This window comes from Pseudomonas neuropathica, from assembly GCF_015461835.1.
GTDB lineage: Bacteria > Pseudomonadota > Gammaproteobacteria > Pseudomonadales > Pseudomonadaceae > Aquipseudomonas > Aquipseudomonas neuropathica.
This window is the reverse complement of the sequence record NZ_JACOPX010000003.1, coordinates 42,549-67,750: the sequence shown is the minus strand read 5'-3', so window position 1 is coordinate 67,750 and position 25,202 is coordinate 42,549. Positions and strand designations below refer to the sequence as shown.

17 protein-coding genes are annotated in these 25,202 nt (G+C 59.3%); 8 read left to right on the top strand and 9 right to left on the bottom strand.

From position 1 onward, the window contains the following. The first annotated feature begins 398 nt into the window (after nucleotides 1–398). Nucleotides 399–3,542 carry a transglycosylase domain-containing protein gene (locus tag H8F23_RS04255; protein WP_194933527.1) on the top strand — a complete coding sequence of 1,048 codons (3,144 nt, stop codon included), beginning with the start codon at nucleotides 399–401 and terminating at the stop codon, nucleotides 3,540–3,542. A gap of 192 nt (nucleotides 3,543–3,734) precedes the next feature. Next, nucleotides 3,735–8,849, top strand: a complete 5,115-nt coding sequence (locus H8F23_RS04250; protein ID WP_194933526.1) for a dermonecrotic toxin domain-containing protein — start codon at nucleotides 3,735–3,737, stop codon at nucleotides 8,847–8,849. Nucleotides 8,850–8,904: 55 nt separating this feature from the next. Here H8F23_RS04250 and H8F23_RS04245 read toward each other — a convergent pair whose 3' ends face one another. From H8F23_RS04245 to H8F23_RS04220, 6 genes are all read right to left on the bottom strand, one after another. Next, complete coding sequence (locus tag H8F23_RS04245) at nucleotides 8,905–10,125, bottom strand: hypothetical protein (protein WP_194933525.1); 1,221 nt, start codon at nucleotides 10,123–10,125, stop codon at nucleotides 8,905–8,907. Between the two features lie 38 nt (nucleotides 10,126–10,163). Next, nucleotides 10,164–10,667, bottom strand: coding sequence for a CS1 type fimbrial major subunit (locus H8F23_RS04240; protein ID WP_194933524.1), 504 nt, complete (start codon nucleotides 10,665–10,667; stop codon nucleotides 10,164–10,166). A gap of 33 nt (nucleotides 10,668–10,700) precedes the next feature. Next, complete coding sequence (locus H8F23_RS04235) at nucleotides 10,701–11,444, bottom strand: molecular chaperone (RefSeq protein WP_194933523.1); 744 nt, start codon at nucleotides 11,442–11,444, stop codon at nucleotides 10,701–10,703. Between the two features lie 44 nt (nucleotides 11,445–11,488). Beyond that, a complete protein-coding gene (locus H8F23_RS04230; RefSeq protein WP_194933522.1) occupies nucleotides 11,489–12,709 on the bottom strand; it encodes a hypothetical protein in 1,221 nt (406 codons plus the stop codon). 4 nt (nucleotides 12,710–12,713) lie between these two features. Then, nucleotides 12,714–15,236: a CS1-pili formation C-terminal domain-containing protein gene (locus H8F23_RS04225; RefSeq protein WP_194933521.1), complete on the bottom strand. Its 2,523-nt coding sequence runs from the start codon at nucleotides 15,234–15,236 to the stop codon at nucleotides 12,714–12,716. A 113-nt stretch (nucleotides 15,237–15,349) separates the two neighbouring features. Continuing rightward, on the bottom strand, nucleotides 15,350–15,841 hold the full coding sequence (locus H8F23_RS04220; protein ID WP_194933520.1) for a CS1 type fimbrial major subunit: 492 nt from the start codon (nucleotides 15,839–15,841) through the stop codon (nucleotides 15,350–15,352). Nucleotides 15,842–16,339: 498 nt separating this feature from the next. Here H8F23_RS04220 and H8F23_RS04215 point away from each other — a divergent pair, with 498 nt between their 5' ends. Both H8F23_RS04215 and H8F23_RS04210 read left to right on the top strand, forming a co-directional pair. Beyond that, a complete protein-coding gene (locus tag H8F23_RS04215) occupies nucleotides 16,340–16,915 on the top strand; it encodes a PadR family transcriptional regulator (RefSeq protein WP_093430616.1) in 576 nt (191 codons plus the stop codon). Further along, entirely contained in the window at nucleotides 16,912–17,700 is a 789-nt protein-coding gene (locus H8F23_RS04210; protein ID WP_194933519.1) for a siderophore-interacting protein, read from the top strand. Before H8F23_RS04215 ends, H8F23_RS04210 begins: the two co-directional genes overlap by 4 nt. A gap of 92 nt (nucleotides 17,701–17,792) precedes the next feature. Here H8F23_RS04210 and H8F23_RS04205 read toward each other — a convergent pair whose 3' ends face one another. Then, on the bottom strand, nucleotides 17,793–18,425 hold the full coding sequence (locus H8F23_RS04205) for a Pr6Pr family membrane protein (RefSeq protein ID WP_194933518.1): 633 nt from the start codon (nucleotides 18,423–18,425) through the stop codon (nucleotides 17,793–17,795). A 1-nt stretch (nucleotide 18,426) separates the two neighbouring features. Continuing rightward, the gene (locus H8F23_RS04200) at nucleotides 18,427–18,657 is read right to left on the bottom strand and encodes a VF530 family protein (protein ID WP_007916799.1); all 231 of its coding nucleotides are present in this window, start codon (nucleotides 18,655–18,657) and stop codon (nucleotides 18,427–18,429) included. A 300-nt stretch (nucleotides 18,658–18,957) separates the two neighbouring features. On the opposite strand from H8F23_RS04200, the gene H8F23_RS04195 reads away from it, so the two are divergent. The 3 genes from H8F23_RS04195 (at nucleotide 18,958) to H8F23_RS04185 (ending at nucleotide 23,748) form a co-directional block, all read left to right on the top strand. Further along, nucleotides 18,958–20,319 carry a carbohydrate porin gene (locus tag H8F23_RS04195; protein WP_194933517.1) on the top strand — a complete coding sequence of 454 codons (1,362 nt, stop codon included), beginning with the start codon at nucleotides 18,958–18,960 and terminating at the stop codon, nucleotides 20,317–20,319. A gap of 133 nt (nucleotides 20,320–20,452) precedes the next feature. Next, nucleotides 20,453–22,864: a glucose/quinate/shikimate family membrane-bound PQQ-dependent dehydrogenase gene (locus H8F23_RS04190; RefSeq protein WP_194933516.1), complete on the top strand. Its 2,412-nt coding sequence runs from the start codon at nucleotides 20,453–20,455 to the stop codon at nucleotides 22,862–22,864. Between the two features lie 521 nt (nucleotides 22,865–23,385). Then, entirely contained in the window at nucleotides 23,386–23,748 is a 363-nt protein-coding gene (locus tag H8F23_RS04185) for a DUF6124 family protein (RefSeq protein ID WP_194933515.1), read from the top strand. A 62-nt stretch (nucleotides 23,749–23,810) separates the two neighbouring features. Here H8F23_RS04185 and H8F23_RS04180 read toward each other — a convergent pair whose 3' ends face one another. After that, the gene (locus tag H8F23_RS04180) at nucleotides 23,811–23,999 is read right to left on the bottom strand and encodes a hypothetical protein (RefSeq protein ID WP_194933514.1); all 189 of its coding nucleotides are present in this window, start codon (nucleotides 23,997–23,999) and stop codon (nucleotides 23,811–23,813) included. 667 nt (nucleotides 24,000–24,666) lie between these two features. On the opposite strand from H8F23_RS04180, the gene H8F23_RS04175 reads away from it, so the two are divergent. After that, nucleotides 24,667–25,041: a DUF6124 family protein gene (locus H8F23_RS04175; RefSeq protein WP_194933513.1), complete on the top strand. Its 375-nt coding sequence runs from the start codon at nucleotides 24,667–24,669 to the stop codon at nucleotides 25,039–25,041. Nucleotides 25,042–25,202: the final 161 nt, after the last annotated feature.

Below are 25,202 nucleotides of genomic sequence, written 5' to 3'. Positions count from 1 at the left end.
ATCAGCGGGGCGTGCAGTATAAAAAGCCTTGGGTAGGCGTTTTCACTCTATAAACCACAACATTCAGCGACAACTCTCGGTTAAAGCGCGGTTTGCGGAGAGGCTTTACCTGCTTAGCGTAGGATTATTCGCCGCTGAAAAAGCCGCCGAGTATTGCACAGCATTGGTGCATCGTCATGTGTCCGCTTGGTCAACTTTATTGCTGAACGGTTCTATTGCGGCCGCTCAGATCTCCCTCGCCGCAAAGTTTGCTTCAGGCTCATTTTCGCTCCGGCACCCGCCTTCCAGATTTATTCAGCAACTCCCCTCGCCCATCCCGCACATTTTTTTCACCAGCCCCAACCACCGTCTAAGCTTCAGACAAGTCCGATCAATCTGCGTGAATGGATCAATCGACTATGGGCGCTTTGTGGCAAACCGATTCGAGTAAAGCCGTGGTTCCGACTGAACGAGTGGATGAAGCGCCTGTCCCTGAAAAACCCCGCCGCAACCGGCATGGGTGGAAGGCTTTCTGGTTGTTGCTGGTGATTATCGCGATCGTCGTGGGGCTGGCTGCGTCCAAGGAAATGCGCACTTCGCGCTTCCAGTCGCGTGAGCTCAGCCAATACGCCGCGTCGCTGACGTACACCCTCGAACCCGGTCCCAGCGAAGCCATTCGCTATCCGGGCAATGGGCCGTTCGATCTGCGCCTGGGTTACAGCTCGCTGGATGAATTCCTGCCGCGCCTGCTCAAACGCAACTACGTCATCACCGAACAGGCGCGGTTTTCCCCGGCACTGCTCAGCTACACCGACAAGGGCCTGTTCGTGCCGTATTCGGAAAAGATTCAGGCCGGGCTGTCGATCACCGATTGCCGCGCCGCACCGCTGTACAAGTACAACTACCCACAACAGCTGTATTCAAGTTTCGAATCCATCCCGCCGGTGGTGGTCAGCAGCCTGTTATTCATCGAAAACCGCTTCCTGCTCGACCCGAAACAGCCGCTGGCCAACCCGGCGGTGGACTGGCCGCGCTTCGGCATGGCCGCGTGGTCGCAAGTGGCAAAATTGCTGCACCTGCCGGGGCAGTCGGCGGGCGGTAGCACGCTGGCGACGCAATTGGAAAAGTACCGGCATTCCCCGGATGGCCTGACGGTGTCCGGTGCCGAGAAACTGCGGCAGATGATGTCGGCCAGCGTGCGCGCCTATCAGCCCGGCCCGCAAACCCTCGGGGCACGGCAGAACATCGTGCGTGACTACCTCAACAGCGTGCCGCTGTCGGCGGTGCCGGGGCATGGCGAAGTGCATGGCATGGCCGAAGGCCTGCGCGTCTGGTACGGCAGCGACTTCAACCAGGCCAACGAACAACTGAACAGCCCGGCCACCGATGCGAAGACCATGGCTGCCAAAGGTTTGGCCCTGCGCGAGATGTTGTCGCTGATGATCGCCCAGCGCCGCCCTTCGCATTACCTGACCAAGGGCCGCGAAGAGCTTGCCGACCTCACCGACAGCCATTTGCGCCTGCTCAAACAGAACGGTGTGATCGACAACGCCTTGGCCGATGCCGCGCTGACCAGCAAGGTCACCTACCGCGACTGGCAGACCCAACCGACGATTCAACCCATCGAAACCAACAAAGGCATCAGCGTCGCCCGCAGTCGTCTGGCGAGCATGCTCAACCGGCCGCTGTACGACCTCGACCGCCTCGACCTCTCGGCCACCAGCACCCTGCAGGGCGACCTGCAAACCCAGGCCACCGCTTACCTGAAGAAACTCGCCGACCCGGCCTACGCCGCCGAAATCGGCTTGCTCGGTGAACGTTTGCTGACCCCGACCAGCACCACCCAAGTGCGCTACAGCTTTACCCTCTTCGAACTGACCCCGGACGGTTCCCGCGTGCGGGTGCAGACCGATAGCACCGACCAGCCGTTCGATATCAACGAAGGCAGCAAACTCGAACTCGGCTCCACCGCGAAAATGCGCGTGCTCACCACTTACCTGCAAATCATCGCCGAACTGCACGACAAGTACGGCGCCATGAGCGTGCCGGAACTGAAGAAAGTCGAAGTCCCCGATCAGGACCGCTTGAGCCAGTGGGTCATCGATTACCTGATCCAGAACAAGGATCACGACCTGTCGAAGATGCTCGGCGCAGCCCTCGACCGCAAATACTCGGCCAGCCCCGGCGAGGCGTTTTTCACCGGCGGCGGCCTGCATGTGTTCCACAACTTCCGCAAGGAAGACAACGGCCGCATACCGACCCTGCGCGATGCCCTGCGTGAATCGATCAACCTGCCGTTCATTCGGCTGATGCGCGATGTGGTGCGTTATGTCACTTATTCAGGGCCCAATAGCAGTGCCGAACTGCTCAAGGACGATCGCGATCCGCGCCGGCAGGAATACCTGGCAAGTTTCGCCGACCGCGAAGGCACGGCGTTCCAGCTCAAGTTCTGGAAAAAATACAGGAACAAAGACACACAAGCGCGCCTCGACACCTTCCTCGACAGCATGCGCCCGACGCCGATCCGCATGGCCGCCGTGCATCGCTACCTGCTGCCCGATGCCAGTCAGGAAGACTTCAATACGTTCGTCCGCTCACACCTCAAAGGCACCAAGCTCACCGAAAAACTCACCGATGATCGCCTGATCCGCCTCTACGATTCCTATGGTCCCGGCAGTTACGATTTGCCCGATCAAGGCTTCATCGCCAAGGTGCATCCGCTGGACCTGTGGATGATGGGCTACCTGTTGAACCACCCGGACGCGACCTTCAGCGAGATCGTCAAGGCCAGTCACTTCGAACGTCAGGAAGTCTACAGCTGGCTGTTCAAGAGCAAGCACAAGGGCGCCCGCGACAGTCGTATTCGCACCATGCTCGAGATTGAAGCATTCCTTGAAATCCACCAGCGCTGGCAGAAAGTCGGCTACCCGTTCGACCATCTAGTGCCGTCGCTGGCCACCGCGATTGGCAGCTCCGGTGACCGCCCTGCCGCACTGGCCGAGTTGATCGGCACCATTCTCAATGACGGCGTGCGCATGCCGACGCTGCGCATCGACAGCCTGCATTTCGCCGCCGGCACGCCGTACGAAACGGCACTGGTCAATGACCCGCATGTCGGCAAACGGGTGATGCCTTCGGAGGTCGCCACGGCCATGCGCGAAGCGCTGTCGCAAGTGGTCGACGCCGGCACGGCAAAACGTGTTTCCGGCAGTTTCAAACTGGCTGATGGCAGCCCACTGGCCATGGGTGGCAAAACCGGGACCGGTGACAACCGGATCGAAGCCATCGGTTCGGGCGGACGCATCCTCAGTTCGAAGTCGATCAACCGCACGGCGACGTTTGTTTTCTACATCGGCGATCACCACTTCGGCACCCTCACCGCGTTCGTTCCGGGGCGTTCGGCAGAGAACTTCAAGTTCACCTCGGCCCTGCCAGTGCAGGTGCTCAAGGGCATGGCGCCGATTCTGACGCCGTATCTGCAACCGGGCAGCGACTCACAGTGCAACCCGACGCAGACCGCCAGCGTGGCGATGCTCGAAGCGCCGCGCCCTACGGCGAGGTAACAAATCGTGTCGGCTTTTTCTGCATCAGGGTGACGAATTTTCGCTTCAGCGGGTGGTATTTATATATTTTTCAGATTCGAATTTTCGTCGAATTGGCGCTGCGCAAAGCCGTTTGCCTCCCGATCTTTGAACTTTTGTTTTGCCCTGCCCTGAGTAGGCTGATCACTCCTCAACAATCAAGGATGATTGGCCATGTCTCTCTCTCCCCTGCCTGCGGAAAACGCGGACAAAGGACGGCACTACGAATTCATCAAGTCTGCCGTCAACGACACCTTCAAAAGCGCCACCGTCAGCCGGGGTCTCGCGTTGGCTGCCTCACCTCTGAAGAACGAAGCCTGGTACACCAACGCGCCTTCCGCGTATCTGAGCAAACTCGCTGCGGCCAATCTCAAGGCCTGGGGGTCGCAGAACCAGGTTGACCATCTCTTGGCGAAAATCGATCTCCATGCCTTCGCCGAGCCGCTGCTCAAGGCAAAAATCAAGGAGCGGCACGGCATCGAGCCGGACGTCAAAACCACCTTTCTGCGCCTGTACCTGCCCAAGGACAAACCGTGGTACGCCATCGACCTTTCCGCAGGCGTCGTGACCCGCACCGTCTCGCTGCTGGATGCCGCCCTGCACAACTTCGCCAGCAGTGAAACGGTCGGCCATGGCTCGGATTACATCAGCCAACCCGATGAACGCGGTCTGTTTGATATCTTGCCGATCAAAAGCGCCATGCCGATCAGCCAGTTTCAGGCGCTGTGCCGCGATCTGGATATCGGCGCGCAGTATAAAAAACACCTGGAAAGTTACCTGCTGCCCGGCGAACCGCTGGCCGAGAGCGTGTTGCAGTACAAGGTCAACGAGAGTCAGAAGGACGCCCTCGCCGTCGCCGCGCATCTGGCACTGATCAAGGACGACATCCAGTACGACGCCTACAAAATGCTCTTGAGCCTGACCGAGGAGAAACCGCAACTGCTGCTCAATGGCCGCTCGATGCAGTGCTCCGATCTGTCGCTGCTGGGCACCCGGCTGACCGGGATCCTGCTGCTGACGCACACGGTCTCGGACAACCGTGGCGTGCGACGCCTGATCGTCTACATCCCCCACGACCCGGATCATCCGCTCAAGGAATACGCCTCGCTGAAAGCCTTCCGTGATGAGTTGGCGCGCCAGTTTCGCGAAGACCGGTTCAGCGAGACAACCCGACAGACCTACCGCCAGTTCTTCAGTCAGTTTGTCGACCATCAGCAGCGCGGGCACTTCTTTGCCGAGCTGGAACAACGGCTGTTCGTGGTCAGGTATCACCCGCGCCAGGATCCCACTGACCAGCAACCGGCGTGGCGCAAGGACCCGCTGGACAATCCCAGACTGCAGTTCGCTCAAGTGAAATTGCAGGGCGATTACTGGCGCCACGCCTATCAGCAAAAGCTCAACAAGATCCTCAACGACGCTAGGGAAATCGCCGTCTCCACCGCCGACACCGACAGCAAGGCGCGCTGGGCGTGGTGGGACAACTTCAAGAAAATCCTTTCGGACATTTTCAACGTGGCGCTGCTGATTGCCACGCCATTCGTGCCGGGACTGGGCGAACTGATGATGGCCTACACCGCCTACCAACTGACCAGCGATGTGATCGAAGGCATCGTCGATCTGGCCGAAGGGCTTTGGCAGGAAGCTGCCGGGCATGTCATCAGCGTGGTCACCGACATCATTCAGTTGGCCGCTTTCACAGCAGGCGCGCAGATCGGCGAAGCGTTTCGTATCAAGCTGTCGCCACTGGTCGACGGCATGAAACCGGTCAGGCTGCCCGACGGTAAAAACAGCTTGTGGCACCCGGACCTCAGCCCTTACCAACGCAATGAACTGATGCTCGCGCCCGGCGCAAAACCCGACCGCCATGGCCTGCATCCGTACGGCAACGAGCACGTCCTGCCACTGGAGGGCAAGCTGTACGTCGTCGAAAAAGCCTCGCCTGCAGCGACGTCCAACACCCACCGCATCAAGCACCCGAGCCGCGCCAACGCCTACCGCCCGCAAATCGAACACAACGGCCACGGCGCCTGGGTGCATGAAGTGGAAACGCCACAAGACTGGTCGAATGACGCGCTGATGCGGCGACTGGGCCACAGCGTCGAACGTTTTTCGCCCACGGAGCTGGAGCAGATCCGCATCGGCAGCGGCACCGATCACGACGCCCTGCGCCAGATGCATATCGACAACAGCCCGCCTCCACCGCTGTTGGCCGACACGGTCAGGCGCTTCAGCGCCTACGACGATGTGCTCACGGCGACTGCCGACATCCGCGCTGGCCGCCCGATCGATCCACAGGCCGTCTGGCTGGAACCGCTGTTGACCGGTTTGCCGGGCTGGCCTTACAGCAAAGCGCTGGAGGTGTTTGCCGATGCCAGCCTGACGGGTTACTCGCGCAAGTATGGCAATCCGCAGGCTGCACCGACGGAGACGTTGCGCATCAGCCTCAACGATCTGAATGCGGGCCAGTTGCCGGATCGCGTGGCGAACTTCCTCTCCGATGAACAATTCAACCACCTGCTGGGCCCGGACATTGCCCCTGAGCAACGCGTCGCGGCCTTGCGCAACCGGCTTGCCAATGCCGTCGATGAGCGCCGTGGCGACGTCTCCCGTCATGTCTATCAAGCAGGGGAACGATCAGATAACACCGACATCAGAATCGTCAAACAGACCTTCCCCGACCTCCCGCTGCCGCTTGCCGAAAAACTAGTGGCTCAGGCCAGACCCAGCGAACTGAAAAGAATCGCCGATGAAAAGCGCCTGCCGTTGCGCCTCAAGGTTCAGGCCCGCGAAATGGCTTTCGAAGCCTGCGCCACCCGCGCCTACGAGGGCTTTTATCATGACGAGCTGATGACCGCAGACAGTGAACGCCTCGCCCTCAATACCCTCAGGCTCAACACCGACACCTTTGCCGATCTGCGTCTGGAAGTGCGCGACGGCACCTATGACGGGCCACTGCGCTGCAGTGTCGGACCCGATGATGCAAGCGTCGTCAGGCGCCTGATCCGCGACGAGCAGGGTCGCTATGAAGTGCTCGACGCAGGCAACCGCACACTGCATGACGCGGATGATTTCTACGAGTCGATTCTGCAGGCCGTGCCTGCCGAAACATTGCCAGCCGTGGGTTACCGGCACGGTCAGGGGCGCCCGTTGAAACGGTGGGTCATGGAACAGGCTGCCGCCCCAGCGCAGCGCCGAACTGCGCTGGCAGAACCGCCGATCCGCCCAGTGGCGACGATCGAGACCGAAACGCTGGTGCGCGGTTGGCCGTGGTTCTGGGCTGAACCGACGCCGGAACAACGCATCAGTACGCTCTACCCGAAAATGAACACAAGAGAGGTGGCCGCCTTTATTGAAGCCTTGCAGCGCAAGAGCGACGGCAATGCACCCGATGCGATTGCCAAGCTGGAAAGCGAACGCAAGGAATTTCAGAGTGCATTGCAGAAATGGCGGGACACCTATCCCGCCGCAATGGACGACTCCGGACATATGCCCTTGGGAGCGTCCAGGGACTACGCGCAAAACGGCGGCCTGCACATCGAAGAACAGCTGATCGAATGTTTCGAGCGTAAAAGCGATCCGTTCGGTGAGCGCAGCCTGGATCCCGATCAGGGCTATACGCTGGACCTGACCTCCGGACTCAGAACTTATGATCTCGAACGCTGGTGGAAAGACCTGCGCAAGCAACCCGACATCAAGGTGCACCTCGACAAGATCACCTCACTGCGCATCAACAGAACATCCCTCTCGGCAGATCCCGAGGGATTGCTCGGCAGCTTCCCTCATCTGCGCCAATTGAGCGCCCGCCAGTGCAATCTTGAAGAGATACCCTCCAGCATCGGCCAGATGCGTCAACTCGAAGATCTGGATCTGGCCGACAACCGCATCGGCTCGGCGCCTCAACTCAAGGAACTGGTGCGTCTGCGCACCCTCAACCTCAATGGCAACCCCTTGCACCTGCCTCCGGATGTCGGGCGGATGTACCGGCTGGAAGAGCTGAGCCTGGCTAACACCGACATCCAGACCTGGCCCGAAGGGCTGTTCAAGGTGGGCAGCAACAATCGGCAGCGACCGCGCAGTTTCATGCTCGATATGCGGCAGGCGCCGATCAACACCTTGCCCGAGGTCACGCCGGGCTCCGAACAGGCGTTCGTTCTCAGTCGCGCGCGTTTTGGTATATCGGGACTCACCAATGAAGACCGTGTGCGTTTTGGCCAATACCGGGAGTCTTCAGGATTTGCTTTTGAGCAGCGTTATTCACAGGCAATCAAAACCGAGCTTCGCCATTGGCAAGTATCTTCCGATGAGTCTGGCGGTTTCAGCCCCTCAGCGGCGGTCAGCAAATATCGCGAAGAAACCTGGCATGACCTGATGGCCGAGCCGGACTCCGCCGGTTTTTTCAGCGTGATTGCCAAACAAAGAGAAAACGCCGATTACCGGACTGAGCCCGCACGCCGCAAGCTGACCCAGCGTGTCTGGGAAATGGTCGAAGCCGCCGCCCTCGATTCAGAGCTGCGCGAAAAACTGTTCAGACAGATTGTGTCCCCGGAGGACTGCGGCGATCTCGGTGCGCAATTGTTCAATTCACTGGGAATGAAAGTGCTGGTGTCCAAAGCCTATACAGCGCCGACATCGGCCCAGGTTCTGGATAACACCCTCGTACGCCTGGCCCGCAGTGCTGCGCGGCTGGACTTGGTGGGCGACGAGGCTCGCGTGGAATACAGCAACCAGGCGCAACAGAACCTGATCGATCCGAGAAAGCCTGCACCGGATGAAGTAGAGATTCATCTGGCATTCGAAACCGGCCTGGCGCAAAGACTGGAACTGCCCTGGCAATCGGAAGGCATGCGCTATCAACCTCGATCCGGTGTCACTAACGCGAAGATCGAACTGGCTCACCGAATGATCATGAATCGAGAGAAGGGCGACGGGTTGATCAATAAAATGATCAATCTGTCTTCAGACAACTTCTGGGAGCGTCATCTGCGCAAGACCCACCCGACGAAGTACGAACGCAATGATCGCCTCTTTGAGGACAAACTTGAATGGCTTGATGAACTGCGCGCGGCACAGGCGCAATGGGCCAACCTGACCGATCAGACACAGTTCAATGCACTGGTGCGAAAAATGGAAAAACTGGCGACTCAACTCGGCATCCCCCACGCCGAGGTTTTCTCTGGCGAAGCGATGAGTCAGGAACATTACGACAAACTGATCGATGACATCGGTTACCAGCGCAAAGAGTTGTCCAGAGAACTGACCCGCGAAGCGATGAGAGTCGCGGATCTCTAGCGGCAGGCTTTCAACCCGGCCGGCCCTGCCAAGGACTGGCCGGTTTACACCGCGACTAACTCACTTCCGAATCCCAGATCACCGTGATATTGCCCGTGTAAGGCCGGCCTCGGGCTTTGTCGATCATCCAGTGGGTTTGCTGCTCACCCACTTCGAAATGCAGGGTGCCAGGCTTGCGATCGATATACATGCCAGGTTGAAACGGTGCTGTCGCCTCGACTCCCAATGGCATGCGCTTGACCGCTTGCCCGGCGCTGTCGGTCAAGCCGTTGGGCAGACTGACACTGACGTCTACCCCTCCAGCGAAACCCTGGCCGTCAGTAATGGCGCAGCCCGAGCCCCAGCCCAGCCGATGCTCGCATTCAAGTTTCATGGTGAATTTCGATGACGCGGAGATATGGAATATCTGATCGCGGTAAAGACGCGAGGGCTTGCGTCCACTGTCCAGCCAGCGCTGCCAGCCGCCCTGCGGTTCCAGCACGACCTTGTTGCCGCCAGGCGGAACGTCCACTTTCAAGGTGTGCTGCACGTCCAGAACGAAATCGAGGGTCAGGCTGTTGTCGTCCGGCTCGAACAATTTGCCCAAATCGAAATCACCGCCAGGCCCCAGGCTGTAAGTCAGGGAACCGGTATAACGGCCGGTGGACATATTCAACGGGTTAGGTGTGCGCAGCTCGTAGGCGAAATCCAGCTTGTCGAAATACATCGACGGAATGTGGTACGCCGGCACCTTGAAACAATGGGCCTCCTGCGTGGTTTTCCAGAAAAACCGCCAGCTGTCTTCATCGTAGGCACCGGCGCCGCTGTACCAGCAAGGCGCGGGTATCGTTTGCACCCAATTACCCGTGGTCCATAACCTGCTATGGCCTTCAAGCGCATTGCTACCGCCTGCCAGTCGAACAGCCGGTTTGCTCAAAACATATTTGGAGCCCATGCCAATGATGCGTATTTCCACAGATTGCGTTTCCTGGGTCTGGCTGTTTGTCACGGTCAGCCGCCGCAAATTGGCGGGCGCCTTCACTGCCGCCCAGTCGAAAAGATCCAGATAGCGGGTAGAACTGAAACGTACCGGCAATTCGATGCTGAACATTCCGTGATTTTCACATTGGCCCGGATAGGTGGCGCAATAACCGCTGTTCGGCGTCTTGTTGACGAACGTCATCTTGTCCGGTCTGGAAGAGTCCGGTTGAAACAAGGCACGGATCTCCTGATTGATCGCCTGCGCCTGAGGGATGCTCAACGCCGCCAGTAAAACTGGCCAAATAAACCCTCTCATTATTAGTCCTGCCTCCGATGAGCCTGATCTGTTTTGCCTCATTGCGCCCCCGGCGCCCTGGCGTTGAACATCAGCACCACATTGCCGTAGTAATCGCCTGAGCGATAACCACCCGCCGGCTCGATCGGGTCGATCTTTAACGCCACACGCTTGCCTCCGGCGGCCTCTTCCTCGGACAGCACCTGGCGCGGAGTGGCGTGCGAACTCAGCTCGACATCATTGAACGCGACCCGCAGATCGATCACTTCACCGGGCCGACCGTTCTCCAGGTACGGGTCGTAGGCCAGACGCGCTTCGATCGCGCTGCTGTCATGGTGCACATCGAAATTGCGCATCAGCCCGCTGAGGGTCGAGCGCTGATAGTCCCACTCAAGCCGCTGTGGCCGGTGAATCCAGCCCGGTTCTGCCGGAATGATATAGAACGGCCGGCTGGGAATGGTCAGGGACACTTCGAAGGTGTGCTCTTCGCGCGCGGCCCACGCCCCGGCGCCGGTCAGCGCAGTGGCGGCCAGCAGCGCGGCGGCGGTGCATTGCTTGATCATGTTGGTTACCCGATGCGTCAATGGAAAACAAACCTAGCGACTGGCGATCTTCATGGTTTTCTTCTCGCTGCCCTCGACCAGAAAGAAGCTGTACTGACGGCCCTTTTCCTTATCGAAGGCAAAGGTCTTGCCCGCCAGCACATGATGTTTGGTGGTCGCGCCGCAGTCGCTTTCCTTGCTCAGTGAGCAGCTCTTGAACTCATCGACAATCAGCACGGTGTTGCCATCGTTACGCAGTTCATAGCGTTTTTCGGTGTCATTGATGACGGTGGCAAAACGCGCGTCCTTCGGCCGCACAAAGAAGATCGTGCCGAAACCGGTCATCACGTTGACCCCGGCTGAAAGCGAGTTTTTGTAGTCTTCGCGCTCCTCGCTGCTGACCACGAAGTCGTCTTCCTTTTCCGGTACCACGGGGACGAAGCGCACGCGGAAATAGCGCTCGCGATCGCGCTCGCCCATGTACAGCAAACGCGTACCCTGCATGCCCTGCGCGGGCACGATCAGCCGCGCCGGACTGGCCATCACACCATTGCGTGAAGCGCCGTCGGCAGCGTTTTGCACGGGCACTTCCTGCGGCACGCCATCGGCGCCGTAGATGATCTCCAGCACATTGACCTTGACGAAGGCTGTAGCATCGCCGCTGTTGAATACGCGTTTCAGATAAGTACTTTTATCGGCGTCGAGATAGTCGTACACGGTGCCGACATTGATTTGCGGACCGGCCTGCGCCGTCAGGCAAAACACGCTGAGCACGCCCAGCAGAAAACCACGTTTCATCGCGTTCAACTCCATGAAAATCGAAAAGGGCCGGACTGGAGCGCTCACGCATCCGAGTCCCAGATAATGGTGATGTTGCCGCGCAGCCGGTCGTTCTTGCCGGGGCGCAGGAGAAAGTCGATGTCCCGGGGTTCCAGCTCGAAATGCAGCGCACCAGCCTTGCGTTCTACATACATGCTTGGCTGGAACGGCCCCCTCCAAGTGTTGAATTGCAGTGGAATTCTGTTGACCGGGGCGCCGGGGCCGCCGGGGCCGTCGATTCCCGCAGGCAAGGACATCGAGACCTTGACCGGAACGGAATCGCCCAAGGGGCTGGTGAGATAGCAGTAAGGCCCGCCCAGGGAACCACACAGCAGCATCACCTTGAAGCGCGAAGACGCCGAGATGAAGAACGGTTGGTCGCGGAAGATCCGCGACGGCTTGCGCCCGCTCTCGATCCACGGCGCCCATCCGCCTTCGGGTTCCAGCGAGACTTTATTGCCACCCGGCGGGAGATCGACTTTTAGGGTGTGCTGAACGTCCAGTACGAAGTCGAGGGTCAGGTTGTTGTCGTCCGGTTGGAAACTTTGCCCAAAATGGAAATCGCCGCCATTGCCCAGGCTGTAGTTCAGTGAGCCGGTGTACAGGCCCGATGACATTCCCAACGGATTGGGCGTGCGCAGTTCATAAGCGAAGTCGAGGGTATCGAAATACATTGACGGAATGGTCGCCAGGGTCTTTTTGACACAGTAGTCTTCGACGGGGGTTTTCCAGAAAAACCGGTAGGAGGCCGGGGAGAAAACGCCGACCCCGCTGTACCGGCAAGGGGGCGGCGCATACACCCAACTGCTGCCTTCCCACAGCCGTTGATGGCCGACCAATGGGTCGCTCACCCCGACCAGCTCGTGCGCCGGCTGACTCAAGACATAATTTGAGCCGACACCGGTGATGCGCACTTCAACGATTTCCGTTTCCATTGTGTCGGTGTTGGTCACCGTCAATCGCCGCCAGTTGGCGGGCACCCTTATGCCGACGCCCCAATTGGGCGGGAGGGTCAGTGTTGAGTTGAACCGTACCGGCACCTGAATGCTGAACATCGAGTTTTCCGCGCATTGATCCGGAAAAGTCGCGCAGTAACCACTGTTGGGGGTCTGGTTGACGAACACGTTCTTGCCCGGCTGCGAAGAGTCCGGCTGAAACAACGCGCGGATCTCCTGATTGATTGCCTGGACCGGCGACATGCTCAGCGCCAACACCAATGCGCAGCCGCCTGTAATTATCTTCATCGGATCAACCTGCTTTCTGTTCGGTGAGGTTAACGTCGGCCAGAGTGTCCGGCGTGCAGCGCAGATCGCCGATCATCAGCACGTTGTTTTCGCTGCGATGGCTGCCGGCATCGAGGCGGAACTGGCACAGCAACTGGTTGCCCTGACGCACTTCCAAAGTCGGCGAGCCGGCGTTCATTTCCATCGAGAAGAACCCGTCGACTTCGGTCACCCCACGGCTGGCGTGGTTGATCACGTGGTGGCCCTTGAGCGGCCGCCCTTGGCCATCCACCAGCCGGCCGAGCACGGTCAGGGTTTTCATCACGCGGACCTTGCGGTACTCCACGCCGCCCTTGTTCAGGTGATAGCGGCTGCGCGACGGTTCGATGGTCGCCGCCGGCACGTGATTGCCCTCGAAGTCGAAACTCACCGAACTGTTCTGGTACGCGGTAATCGGGATGAAATTGCGCCCCGGCTTCAACACCGCACCACCACCGGTGTAGTCGTCGGCGCGCAGGACGATGTCCTCGATGTCTGACTCGACGTCGACGATCAGCCCGGCGCCGCGTACCTCGGTCTGGCTGGTCATGAGCATCTGTTGCCCGCCGACCACCAGCGTGCTGTCGAGGTTGAGGCCGCCGGTGAAGTTGCCGTTATAGGAGGAGCGTTGAACGAAGCCGTCGCCGTTGACCGCATCGGTGCGGAAATTGGCCAGGCTGGATACGCCCACGCCATACGTGTCGGTGAGCGCGGTAAGCGAGACGTTTTGCAGGACGTGATCCTGAAAATCCTTGCGCCAGCCAAGGGACGCGTTGTTGTCACGCGTGCCGTCGCGGGCCGTGCGAGAGCCGATGCTGCCGGTGATCTGCTGGCCGGGGGCACCAAGCGCCATATTGATGCTCAGGTCCACCCCGCGATTGCGCGCATCGCCGCTGCTGAAACTGCCCGGCCGATCGAAAATCGACAGGCGCCAACTGGCATCGCTGCCCAGCACCATCGTGCGTTGGGTCCAGCCCAGATCGACGCCCATGCCTTCGACATTGCCCTCGCTGTGCGAGACCCGCACGTTGACCGAACTCTTGCTGCTGAGGCGATGGTTGAGCGCCAGCGAGGAATTGCTGGTCTGGCCGACGAACACATTGCGCGGGCGCACCCGGGTGCCATCCGGCAACGTGTCGTAGGTATTGGTGGTGTCGAGCCAGCTGCGGTTGTGGCTGACGACAAGACTGCCGGCGCCGTAGTTGTAGAGGCTTTGCAGGTCGAGACCGGTGCCGTAATCCTCGGTCTTGTAGACGTTGGCGTAGAGGCTGATGTGATTGGCCAGGGTCCAGTCGATGGACGTGCCGTATTGCAGTTTTTCGCGAATCTGCCGCGCCGACAATCCGAGAATCACCCGGGGATGCAGCAGGTAATTCACCGACGCGCCCGCCGTCGGGCTGCCGCTGGCCTGGGTGTCCCAGTTGCTCAGCAGTTTCTGTTCTTCGCCGGCGAAGACGTTGTAGCGCCAGCGCTCGTCGAGGTTGCGCCAGTTGTTGGGCTTGTACACCAACTCCTGAGTAGTGGAGGTGATCTGGCCGTCCTCGATCAGCCGGACTTCCACTTCATAAATGCCACCGGGCAGCGGCCGGGTGTCGAGGGTCTGCAAACCGGCCGGCACCGACTGCGTATTGATCAGCAGACCGTCGCGCCAGATCTCCACCGAGCCCTGGCGGTTGGCGGTGACATAAATCGGATAAACACTGGGCATCGGACTGTTGATGGCCAGGCTGTCGGAGCTGCCGTACATCACACCGACAGCGGTGTCGGGACTGCTGCCGAACGTGCGCGGCTGGCGCGTCAGCCCTTCGGAATTGGGGGTGAAATAGCCCAGGCGGAAAAAACTGCCTTGCAGTTCGCGCTGGGTGTGCAGCTCTTGAACGGAGTGATAAAGCTTGTCGTCCGGACCGCCGAGACGGGCCAATTGCAGATTCAGCGTCTGACTCCAGCTGCCCAGACTTGAGCTGGCTTCGAGGCCGAAACGCCCGCCGAGATCCTGATCCTGACCGCCATTGAGATTGAGCTGGTTACGCACCATCAAACCGTGACTGCCGCTTTCAGGCTGATCGTAGTAACGCTTGGCCTCAACATCGCGCTCGGCGTTTTCAGTGAGAATCGAGACCAGCGAGTTTTCCAGGTTGTAATGCACCGCCAGAAACTGGTCCGGGCAGGAACCGCTGCACGCACCCAAGGGCACGCCGGGTTTCAGATAGCTCGCCCATTTTTCCCGCTCGGCGGGGCCAAAACGATTTTCGCTGGTGTCAGTGAATTCGAGCAGGGTGATGCGATCGTCACGGGACAACACCACCATGGCCTCACCCAACGGTTGCTGATCGACTTCGACCCGTACCGCCAGAGGCACATCAAAGAAATGCTCTTCGAAATCCGCCGGCAAACCCTTGGCCTGCGCCAGCAGACTGCGGGGTGTAGTTCCGGTGGAGTTGGACGCCACGGCTGCGCTGGCACAAAACAACAGCGCAAGCGCAGCCGCGATGGGTGTCATCGGGAACATGAACTCGTACTCTGATTTACAAACAAGGAAAGTCCGCCGGGGCAAACACTACGGCCTGCCCCGTCGGTGAGCGTCACTTGTATAAGTGCACGCTTAGTGCCCGATCAATGCGATCAGTTACCACCAACCGGTGGCACGGCATCAAAGATCATCGCCACGGAACCGGTGTAATCACCCGGCTGGAAGTTGCTGCCACGGGCGGTGATTTTCAGCGGTGCGCGGTAGTTGACGTCGGACTCCGACTCACCCACAACCATTTGCGGAGTCAGAGTCAGTTCCTTGTTGTTAAGCATGACTTGCAGGTCGATCGAAGTGTTACCGGCGATCAGTTTCGGCTGGCTTTCCAGGCTGGCGTGTACCGAACCGTTGTTGTTACGCACATCGAAGAAACCATTGACGTCGCGCATCTTGCCGGTGGTCGGCTGATAGCTCATGTCCTGGTCCTTGTTGACCAGATCCGGATCGGTCGGCACCACATAGAAACCGTTGGTCGGCACATGCGCGACAAGGCTGATCGAGTGCGACGCTTCACCAGCGGCGAATGCGCCAGTGGAACCCAGAGCCAGAAGAGCCAGTGGAGCGGCGATTGCGAGTTTCTTGAACATCGTTATGTACCTGTTTTCTTGATAGGGGGATGAACATTGAAAGTTCAGGTAAATCATTGCTCGAGTTGAGCCAGATCAACTTGAACGTTCAACGCCTAGGCATCATCGACTGTTGCCTCCGGAAAGTAAGCAAGCAACTTCCGATAACCTCGTAGTTAAACAGCCCCATGACCCGCCAGAAAAAAGAACAAAATAACGATATTCCAAACAGTAACTGTAAGTTATCCCCTACAGACAGTTTAAATTAAAAAACCATACAGCAACTTCGCCCCGACAGTACGGCAACTTAGCGCCATTTAGAACATATACTCTACATCAATAGAGTGATGACTTTAACTTTCAAGTTATCGCCGACTTACATCCTGCTGAAAAATCAGCGCTTGCATTGGCGGGTCGGCTGCCGCTCGTCAGCCGAGGTCGCGGCGCGGGGAAAAACGTCTTGCGCAGAGATTAAGATATATCTTAAGTTGTATCTAAACACGACGAGAGAAGACTGAAATGAGAGACCATCATTCCCCCCACCGCGAACACGGCGACGGCCGTGACGGCTTCGAGAAGCGCCCCGGACGTGAGCGCGGCGGCCGTGGCCCCCGGGTGTTCGCCCCCGGTGATCTGAAACTGCTGTTGCTGGCGCTGGTCGCCGAACAGCCGTGCCACGGCTACGACCTGATCCGCCAGATCGAAGGCATGTTCGACGGTGCGTACAGCCCGAGCCCCGGGGTGATCTACCCGACCCTGACCTTTCTCGAAGAGAGCGAACTGATCACCGGCGACGCCGAGGGCGGCAAAAAACGTTACAGCGTCACCGAGGCCGGTCGTTTATCACTTAGCGAACAAGCGGTCGCGCTGGACGGTGTGCGTATGCGCATCGACGTCAGCAAACGCTCGTTGCGCGGCCATGACCGGCCGCCGGAAATCCACGAAGCCGTACACAACCTGCGCCATGCCCTGCAAATGCACCACGGCCGCTGGAGCGCCGCAGAAATCCTGCGCGTGCGTGACCTGCTCAACGACACCGCCAAAGCCATCGTCGACGGCCCTGCCGTTCAACCTGCCCCGGAGAAAGCCGAATGACTGCAGTCGATACCCAAACCATTCACCGCGTGATGCACGAAATCAAACGCCGCAAGCTTGAGGTGTTGCGTGTGGTCGATCTGACGCCGCGCATGCGCCGCATTACCCTCGGCGGGCCGGAGCTGGCCGGGTTTATCAGCCTCGGCACGGACGATCACGTCAAACTGCTGTTCCCGCAGAATGCCGAACAAGCCGCCGCGCTGGAGACCATGGTGCTCGGCGCCGGCAAGGACGATGGACCAAAACCGGAAATGCGTGATTACACGCCGCGTCGCTACGACCTCGATGCGCTGGAACTGGACATCGATTTTGTTCTGCACGGTGACGGCCCTGCTTCGACCTGGGCCGAGCAAGCCAAGCCAGGACAATTCCTGCACATCGGCGGCCCACGCGGCTCGATGATCGTCCCGGATATTTTCGACAGCTACTTGCTGATCGGTGATGAAACCGCCCTGCCCGCCATCGCTCGCCGCCTCGAAGGCCTGGCGGCCAACCGCAAGGCCTTGGTGGTGATCGAAGTGGAAAACGGCGCCGAACAGCAAGTGCTGGAGAGTGCAGCGCAGGTCAATGTGATCTGGGTGCTGCGTGAAGGTGGCAAGGACAACCTGCTGGCGACGGTCAAGCAATTGCAGGTGCCCACGGGCAATCTGTATGCCTGGGTCGCGACCGAAACGAAAGTTTCACGGCAGATCCGCCGGGTGCTGATTGATGAGCACGGGTTCGATGAGCAACTGATCAAAGCGGTCGGCTACTGGCGCGCCGAAGGCACCTCCGAAGAGGAGTAAATCCCCAGATCAAAAGATCGCAGCCTTCGGCAGCTCCTACATTGGAATGCGTACACCTGTAGGAGCTGCCGAAGGCTGCGATCTTTTGATTTTCATCGCCGTAATCGGTCCAAGCCAATGACCAACAACCCAATCAGCACAAATCCCACCAAAATCCCCCCGGCATTGAGCAGCACCTGTGGATAACCCAACACCGCCACGTCAATGAACGGATACGCATAGGCGCCGAGTAAATGCCCGCGCAGCAAGGCGTAGATGAAATACACCAGCGGATAGATCAGCCACACCGGCAGATGCCACAACCGCAGCGTGCCTTTCGGTACGCAGAGCCACCAATAAGCAAGAAACAGCAGCGGCATCACGTCGTGCAGCAACTCGTCAGCAATAAACTGCCAGCCTTGCGGGTGCCACAAATGCCGCAGCAAAAGGCTATAGGCAAGCCCGACCACAGCAATGCTCACGGTAATCCCGCTACTCACCCACGGCAGCAAAAACCAGCGGCGCGCGGCGGATTCACGCGCGGTCACGGCGCAGGTCAGCACCGTCGCCACCAGCGTGTTGGTCAGAATCGTGAAGTAGCTGAAAAAGCTCACCAGCCCGCCCAACAGGCTGGCGCCGACGCTTAAACGTGCGAAGAAAATCAGATAAAGCTGAATGCCCAACCCCGCCCAGCCCAATATGGCTGCGCAGGTGATCAGGCGGCGGCGCCAACAACCGGCATGCATTTCAGAGCGGTCGCTTGGTGCGCATCAATTTCACGTACAGACGCTCGACCTTCTCGCGCGCCCATGGCGTTTTACGCAGGAACGTCAGGCTCGACTTGATGCTCGGATCACTCTTGAAGCAGCGAATATCGATGCGCTCGGCCAGTCCCGACCATTCGTAATGGCTCACCAGTGCATTGAGGATCTGTTCAAGGGTGACGCCGTGCAGCGGATCGGGAGTTTGTTCGTTCATGCCAGGCCTTTGGGCGAAGTGAAAATGCGGAAGCCGCGCACCTTAGCCGAGGGGCTGACCGGGTGGAAGGCCTGACTTCAAATGTAGGCCAACCTGGAAAGATCGCAGGCCACGACCCGGCCCACAATGCGCCCGTTTGCCGCACTGTTACCGAATCCGAAACGCTGCATGTTCACAAAAGGCCTTTGTCTTTTTGTAACAGATCTTTATCCTGCCGCCCTTCCGCTGAATCGCTTCACTGCCTGCGACATATTGAAGCGCTCGAATTGCACCCCGAAAACACCAAAAAAAGACTGAGCCATGCCCGATTTTTCCTTCTCCCGAGACAGCGCTATCTCAACCTTGCGCAACCTTGGCGGCTTGACCGCCCTCGGCCTCGCCACTTGCGTTCAAGCGGCGCCCGCGTTCGACAGTGAATCACCGTACATGCTCGGTGACTGGAACGGCACGCGCACCGAACTCTCGGAAAAAGGCTACGACTTCAAGCTCGATTACACCGGCGAAATGGGCAGCAATCTGCACGGTGGCTACGACCACGACCGCACTGCGCGCTATAGCGATCAGTTCGGCCTGGGCACGCACCTGGATTTGCAAAAGATCCTCGGCTGGGACGACGCCGAATTTCAACTGACCATCACCAAGCGCAGCGGCAACAACATCAGCAACGACCGCATCAACGATCCGCGCGTTGGCGGCTTCACCTCGGCCCAGGAAGTCTGGGGCCGTGGCCAGACCACGCGCCTGACGCAGATGTGGTATCAGCAGAAGTTCTTCGATCAAAAACTCGACATCAAAGTCGGCCGTTTCGGCGAAGGCGAAGACTTCAACAGCTTCCCGTGCGACTTCCAGAACCTGGCGTTCTGCGGTTCGCAGGTCGGCAACTGGGTCGGCGGCATCTGGTACAACTGGCCGGTCAGCCAATGGGCGCTGCGCGTCAAATATCACCTGACCCCGGAGCTGTACGCACAGGTCGGCGCTTACGAGCAGAACCCGTCGAACCTCGATCGCGGCAACGGTTTCAAACTCAGCGGCAGCGGCACCCAGGGCGCGATCCTGCCGATCGAACTGGTGTGGACGCCGAAACTCAACGGCCTGCCGGGCGAATACCGCGCCGGTTACTACTACAGCAACGCCAACGCCAGCGACGTCTATAAAGACAGCCACGGCCAACCGGCGGCCCTGAGCGGCGAAGCCTATCGCAGCGCATCGAGCAAACACGGCGTGTGGCTGGGTATTCAGCAGCAGATCACCAGCATGGCCAGCGATAACAGTCGCGGCTTGAGCGTGTTCGCCAACGGCACGATGCACGACAAGAAAACCAACGCCATCGACAACTACGTGCAGGCCGGCATCACCTACAAAGGCCCGTTCGATGCGCGCGCCAAGGATGACATCGGCTTCGCCCTCGCCCGCGTGCACGTCAACCCGGCGTTTCGCAAAAATGCCGAAGCCAGCAACCGCGCCAACGCCGTGTACGACTACGACGATCCATCGTTCCTGCCGCCGCAAGACACCGAATACAGCGCCGAGCTGTATTACGGCGTGCACGTGACCAACTGGCTGACCGTACGCCCGAACCTGCAATACATCCGCCACCCGGGTGGCGTGGACAAGGTTGATGACGCCCTGATCGCGGGACTGAAGATCCAGTCGTCGTTCTAACCAACACCGCAAATCCCCTACACAAATGAATTTCGTTAGCTAGACAAGTTTTTATCTGAACCATGCCTGTGCCAAATCGTCATCTAAAGTGACTACAGCGCGGGACTACATAAACGTCACGGAGAATCACACTATGAGCACCGTAAGTGCTTCGAGTCGGGGCCGTCTGCTACCGAGCCTGCTCGGCATTCTGCTTCTACTGATGGGCCTGGCCATGTTGGCCGGTGGGGTCAAGCTGAGCATGCTCGGCGGCTCGCTGTACTACCTGCTGGCCGGTATCGGCATCGCGCTGTCCGGCATTCTGATGCTGATGCGCCGTCGCGCGGCGCTGGGCCTGTACGCCATCGTTTTGTTCGCCAGCACCGTTTGGGCGCTGTGGGAAGTCGGTCTGGACTGGTGGCAACTGGTGCCACGTCTGGCCCTGTGGTTCGTCCTCGGCTTCGTCATGCTGCTGCCGTGGTTCCGTCGTCCACTGCTGCTTAACGGCCCGGCGCCAATGGGCACTGGCGGTCTGACCGTCGCTGTGGTGCTGGCCGGCGTCACCGCTCTGGCCAGCCTGTTCACCCACCCGGGCGAAACCTTCGGCGAACTGGGCCGCGACACCGCGGACACCACCAGCACCGCGCCAGCCATGCCCGATGGCGACTGGCAGGCCTACGGCCGCACTGAATTCGGTGACCGTTACTCGCCGCTGAAGCAGATCACCCCGGCCAACGTCGGCAAGCTGCAAGAAGCCTGGCGCATCCAGACCGGCGACCTGCCGACCGCGGATGACCCGGTCGAGCTGACCAACGAAAACACCCCGCTGAAAGCCAACGGCATGATCTACGCCTGCACCGCGCACAGCAAAGTGTTGGCCCTGGACCCGGACACCGGCAAAGAACTGTGGCGCTTCGACCCGCAGATCAAGAGCCCGGTCGGCTTCAAAGGCTTCGCCCACATGACCTGCCGTGGCGTGTCGTACTACGACGAAGCCGCTTACGCCAAGTCTGAAAACGCCGCCTCGGCGGTGATTTCCGAAGCCGGCAAAGCCGTTGCTCAGGCCTGCCCGCGTCGTCTGTACCTGCCAACCGCTGATGCTCGCCTGATCGCACTGAATGCCGACACCGGCAAAATCTGCGAAGGCTTCGGCAACAAAGGCGTGGTTGACCTGACCCAAGGCATCGGCCCGTTCACCGCTGGCGGCTACTACTCCACCTCGCCGGCCGCGATCACTCGTGATCTGGTGATCATGGGCGGTCACGTGACCGACAACGAATCGACCAACGAGCCATCGGGCGTGATCCGCGCTTTCGACGTGCGCGACGGTCACCTCGTATGGAACTGGGACAGCGACAAGCCAGACGCCACCGAGCCTTTGGCACCGGGTGAAACCTACAGCCGCAACTCGGCGAACATGTGGTCGCTGGCCAGTGTCGACGAAAAACTCGGCATGGTTTACCTGCCACTGGGCAACCAGACCCCAGACCAGTGGGGCGCTGACCGCACCCCGGGCGCCGAGAAATTCAGCGCCGGCGTTGTAGCCCTGGACCTGGCCACCGGTAAAGTGCGCTGGAACTACCAGTTCACTCACCACGACCTGTGGGACATGGACGTTGGCAGCCAGCCAACCCTGCTCGACATGAAAACCGCCGATGGCGTGAAACCTGCGCTGATCGCCCCGACCAAGCAGGGCAGCCTGTACGTCCTCGACCGTCGTGACGGCACGCCGATCATTCCGATCAAGGAAATCCCGGTACCGCAAGGCGCCGTGAAAGGCGACCACACCGCACCGACCCAGGCCCGTTCGGACCTCAACCTGCTGGCCCCGGAACTGACCGAAAAAGCCATGTGGGGCGCGAGCCCGTTCGACCAGATGCTGTGCCGCATCCAGTTCAAGGAACTGCGTTATGAAGGCCAGTACACCCCGCCGTCGGAACAGGGCAGCCTGATCTACCCGGGTAACGTTGGTGTGTTCAACTGGGGCGGCGTCTCGGTCGACCCGGTTCGCCAAATGCTGTTCACCAGCCCGAACTACATGGCTTTCGTTTCGAAAATGGTGCCACGCGAGCAAGTCGCCGCCGGCAGCAAACGCGAAAGCGAGACCGCTGGCGTGCAGCCAAACACCGGCGCGCCGTACGCGGTGATCATGCACCCGTTCATGTCGCCATTCGGCGTACCGTGCCAGGCCCCGGCCTGGGGCTACGTTGCCGGTATCGACCTGACCACCGGCAAAGTCGTGTGGAAACGTAAAAACGGCACCAGCCGCGACAGCTCGCCCATCCCGATCGGCTTCACCCTGGGTGTGCCGAGCATGGGCGGTTCGATGGTCACGGCTGGCGGCGTCGGCTTCCTCAGCGGCACCCTCGACCAGTACCTGCGCGCGTACGACGTCAACTCCGGTAAAGAGTTGTGGAAATCGCGTCTGCCGGCTGGCGGCCAGGCAACTCCGATGACCTACACCGGCAAGGACGGCAAGCAATACGTGCTGTTGGTTGTCGGCGGTCACGGCTCACTGGGCACCAAAATGGGTGACTATGTGATTGCGTACAAACTGCCGGAATAAGTTTTAACGGCGGTAAAACAAAGGCGATGCCCCGCAAGGGACATCGCCTTTTTTGTGCACGCCATTCCTGAACCCACCACAAACCCTGTAGGAGTGAGCCTGCTCGCGAAGGCGGTATGTCAGTCAACATCTTCGGTGACTAATTTACCGCTATCGCGAGCAGGCTCACTCCTACAAAGGACGGTGTTCGTCCTACAGAAGCGCATTGTCAGCGAGAGTTTTCCGACAAGTCGCGTCGGTTGTGCCTCGGAAATCGGCTGGATAGGCTCGGGGGGTCGCTGCAAATTCAGCGGACGGGCGTCGCGGCCCGAGCAGTTCATTCGATTTGATGCATAATCGCCAGCCCAAACTGAAGCGCTCAGGTGCTTGTTGTCTGGTTTGATGGTGGCTGTGCGCGGGATACCTTCGGGTATGCCGAGATTGCCGAATGGCTCGGTCCGCGAACCCGCGTACAGCTGCCACCCTCCGTCGCGTCGCGGTGATTGAGAGTGACAGCCCCACTTATCATTCGGAGCTTCACCATGAAAAAGCCAACACCCAATCCGCCCGAAACCGAAGACACCACCCCCTACGAATTCCCCGGCTCAAAAAGATTCCACGAAGCCGCCGAACGCGCCCTCGACCACTACCTCAAACCCAACACCTTGACCCTGCGCTTTCACAAACCCAGCACCATGTTCCAGGTCGCCCCCGAGCAGGACAGCGAAAGCCTGCTGGTCCACGCCTGCGAATCGCTGGCCCAGGCCAGCGTGATGAGCAGCGACATCGCCGCCTACATCGACCTGCCGCAGCGGCGCACGATTCTGGCCATCCAGCAAATCATCATGCTCGCCGAACTGGCGGTGAACCGCGTGCTGGATAACCACGAAATCCCCAAAACCTGACAACTCACCTTGTGCAGGAACTGCCGCAGCTCCTGCACAAGGTGAGCGTTAGCCCATCTGACTCAAAACGCTTTCCCTCCAGTTTTCATCCGCTCCAATCGATCAATGATCAATTGCTCGGCGTGTTTGCGGGTCTCAAGCAACAAACTCTCTTCTGTCGCGCCATAGATCACCCGAAAATGCAGTCCCGGAGTGTCGGAGGAATATTCGCGAATGATGTAATCCTTGTACTTCGAATCTGTATAACTCACGGTTTGATTCCTTGAAGTCGATAGATTGGCATGCAGCATTCTGACGCCCAAGGGCGCCTGCTTAATCTCGGGGCGACTGCCAAATATGTCTACTGTCAGAAATTACAGAGGCTCAAGACTGGTTCGAAATAAACCGCAATGAATTTGATTTATGAGTGATGCGTCAGATTGAAGATGCCCCTCTAGAGGCATCGCCTTTTTTGTGCACGCCATTCCTGCATCCACAGGAGAACCCTGTGGGAGCGAGCTTGCTCGCGAAGGCGTCAGCACATTCAACATCTACGGTGCCTGACACACCGCTTTCGCGAGCAAGCTCGCTCCCACAGGTTGAAAAGTGTTTGTCTGTGGGAAATATGCTCGTCCTACAGACGTTGAAAGTGGCGCGGAGTTTTCCGACAAGTCGCGTCGGTTGTGCCTCGGAAATCGGCTGGATAGGCTCGGGGGGTCGCTGCAAATTCAGCGAACGGGCGTCGCGGCCCGACTTCTGGGGCATAATTGCCACCGCTTAACAGCAGCACCCCGAGTGCTTGTTTTATGGTGGCTGTACGCGGGATGCCTTCGGGTATGCCGAATGCCTCAGGTCGGTCCGCGAACCCGCGTACAGCTGCCACCCCTCTTTTTGCGTCGCGGCAATTAGAGGAATGGCCCAATTCCTGAGGAGCAACAAATGAAAAAGCCAACACCCAATCCGCCCGAAACCGAAGACACCACCCCCTACGAATTCCCCGGCTCAAAAAGATTCCACGAAGCCGCCGAACGCGCCCTCGACCACTACCTCAAACCCAACACCTTGACCCTGCGCTTTCACAAACCCAGCACCATGTTCCAGGTCGCCCCCGAGCAGGACAGCGAAAGCCTGCTGGTCCACGCCTGCGAATCCCTGGCCCAGGCCAGCGTGATGAGCAGCGACATCGCCGCCTACATCGACCTGCCGCAGCGGCGCACGATCCTGGCCATTCAGCAGATCATCATGCTCGCCGAACTGGCGGTGAACCGCGTGCTGGATAACCACGAAATATCTCAATCTCCACCACACAGCTAACCCTCTGTGGGAGCGAGCCTGCTCGCGAAGGCGTCAGCGCATTCGGCAGTTGGACTGACTGACACGGCGCTTTCGCGAGCAAGCCTGCCCCGCACTTGATCAATACCGTGCCTGCTATATAACTCCTATCAAGAAGGCTAATCGCGAACACGTATAAAAAC

Coding starts and splice junctions, on each gene's coding strand:
- H8F23_RS04200 (WP_007916799.1), bottom strand. CDS start 18,657: ATGAACGAACAAACTCCCGATCCGCTGCACGGCGTCACCCTTGAACAG.
- H8F23_RS04185 (WP_194933515.1), top strand. CDS start 23,386: ATGAAAAAGCCAACACCCAATCCGCCCGAAACCGAAGACACCACCCCC.
- H8F23_RS04210 (WP_194933519.1), top strand. CDS start 16,912: ATGACTGCAGTCGATACCCAAACCATTCACCGCGTGATGCACGAAATC.
- H8F23_RS04230 (WP_194933522.1), bottom strand. CDS start 12,709: ATGAAGATAATTACAGGCGGCTGCGCATTGGTGTTGGCGCTGAGCATG.
- H8F23_RS04250 (WP_194933526.1), top strand. CDS start 3,735: ATGTCTCTCTCTCCCCTGCCTGCGGAAAACGCGGACAAAGGACGGCAC.
- H8F23_RS04190 (WP_194933516.1), top strand. CDS start 20,453: ATGAGCACCGTAAGTGCTTCGAGTCGGGGCCGTCTGCTACCGAGCCTG.
- H8F23_RS04205 (WP_194933518.1), bottom strand. CDS start 18,425: ATGCATGCCGGTTGTTGGCGCCGCCGCCTGATCACCTGCGCAGCCATA.
- H8F23_RS04215 (WP_093430616.1), top strand. CDS start 16,340: ATGAGAGACCATCATTCCCCCCACCGCGAACACGGCGACGGCCGTGAC.
- H8F23_RS04240 (WP_194933524.1), bottom strand. CDS start 10,667: ATGATCAAGCAATGCACCGCCGCCGCGCTGCTGGCCGCCACTGCGCTG.
- H8F23_RS04245 (WP_194933525.1), bottom strand. CDS start 10,125: ATGAGAGGGTTTATTTGGCCAGTTTTACTGGCGGCGTTGAGCATCCCT.
- H8F23_RS04195 (WP_194933517.1), top strand. CDS start 18,958: ATGCCCGATTTTTCCTTCTCCCGAGACAGCGCTATCTCAACCTTGCGC.
- H8F23_RS04175 (WP_194933513.1), top strand. CDS start 24,667: ATGAAAAAGCCAACACCCAATCCGCCCGAAACCGAAGACACCACCCCC.
- H8F23_RS04255 (WP_194933527.1), top strand. CDS start 399: ATGGGCGCTTTGTGGCAAACCGATTCGAGTAAAGCCGTGGTTCCGACT.
- H8F23_RS04235 (WP_194933523.1), bottom strand. CDS start 11,444: ATGAAACGTGGTTTTCTGCTGGGCGTGCTCAGCGTGTTTTGCCTGACG.
- H8F23_RS04220 (WP_194933520.1), bottom strand. CDS start 15,841: ATGTTCAAGAAACTCGCAATCGCCGCTCCACTGGCTCTTCTGGCTCTG.
- H8F23_RS04225 (WP_194933521.1), bottom strand. CDS start 15,236: ATGTTCCCGATGACACCCATCGCGGCTGCGCTTGCGCTGTTGTTTTGT.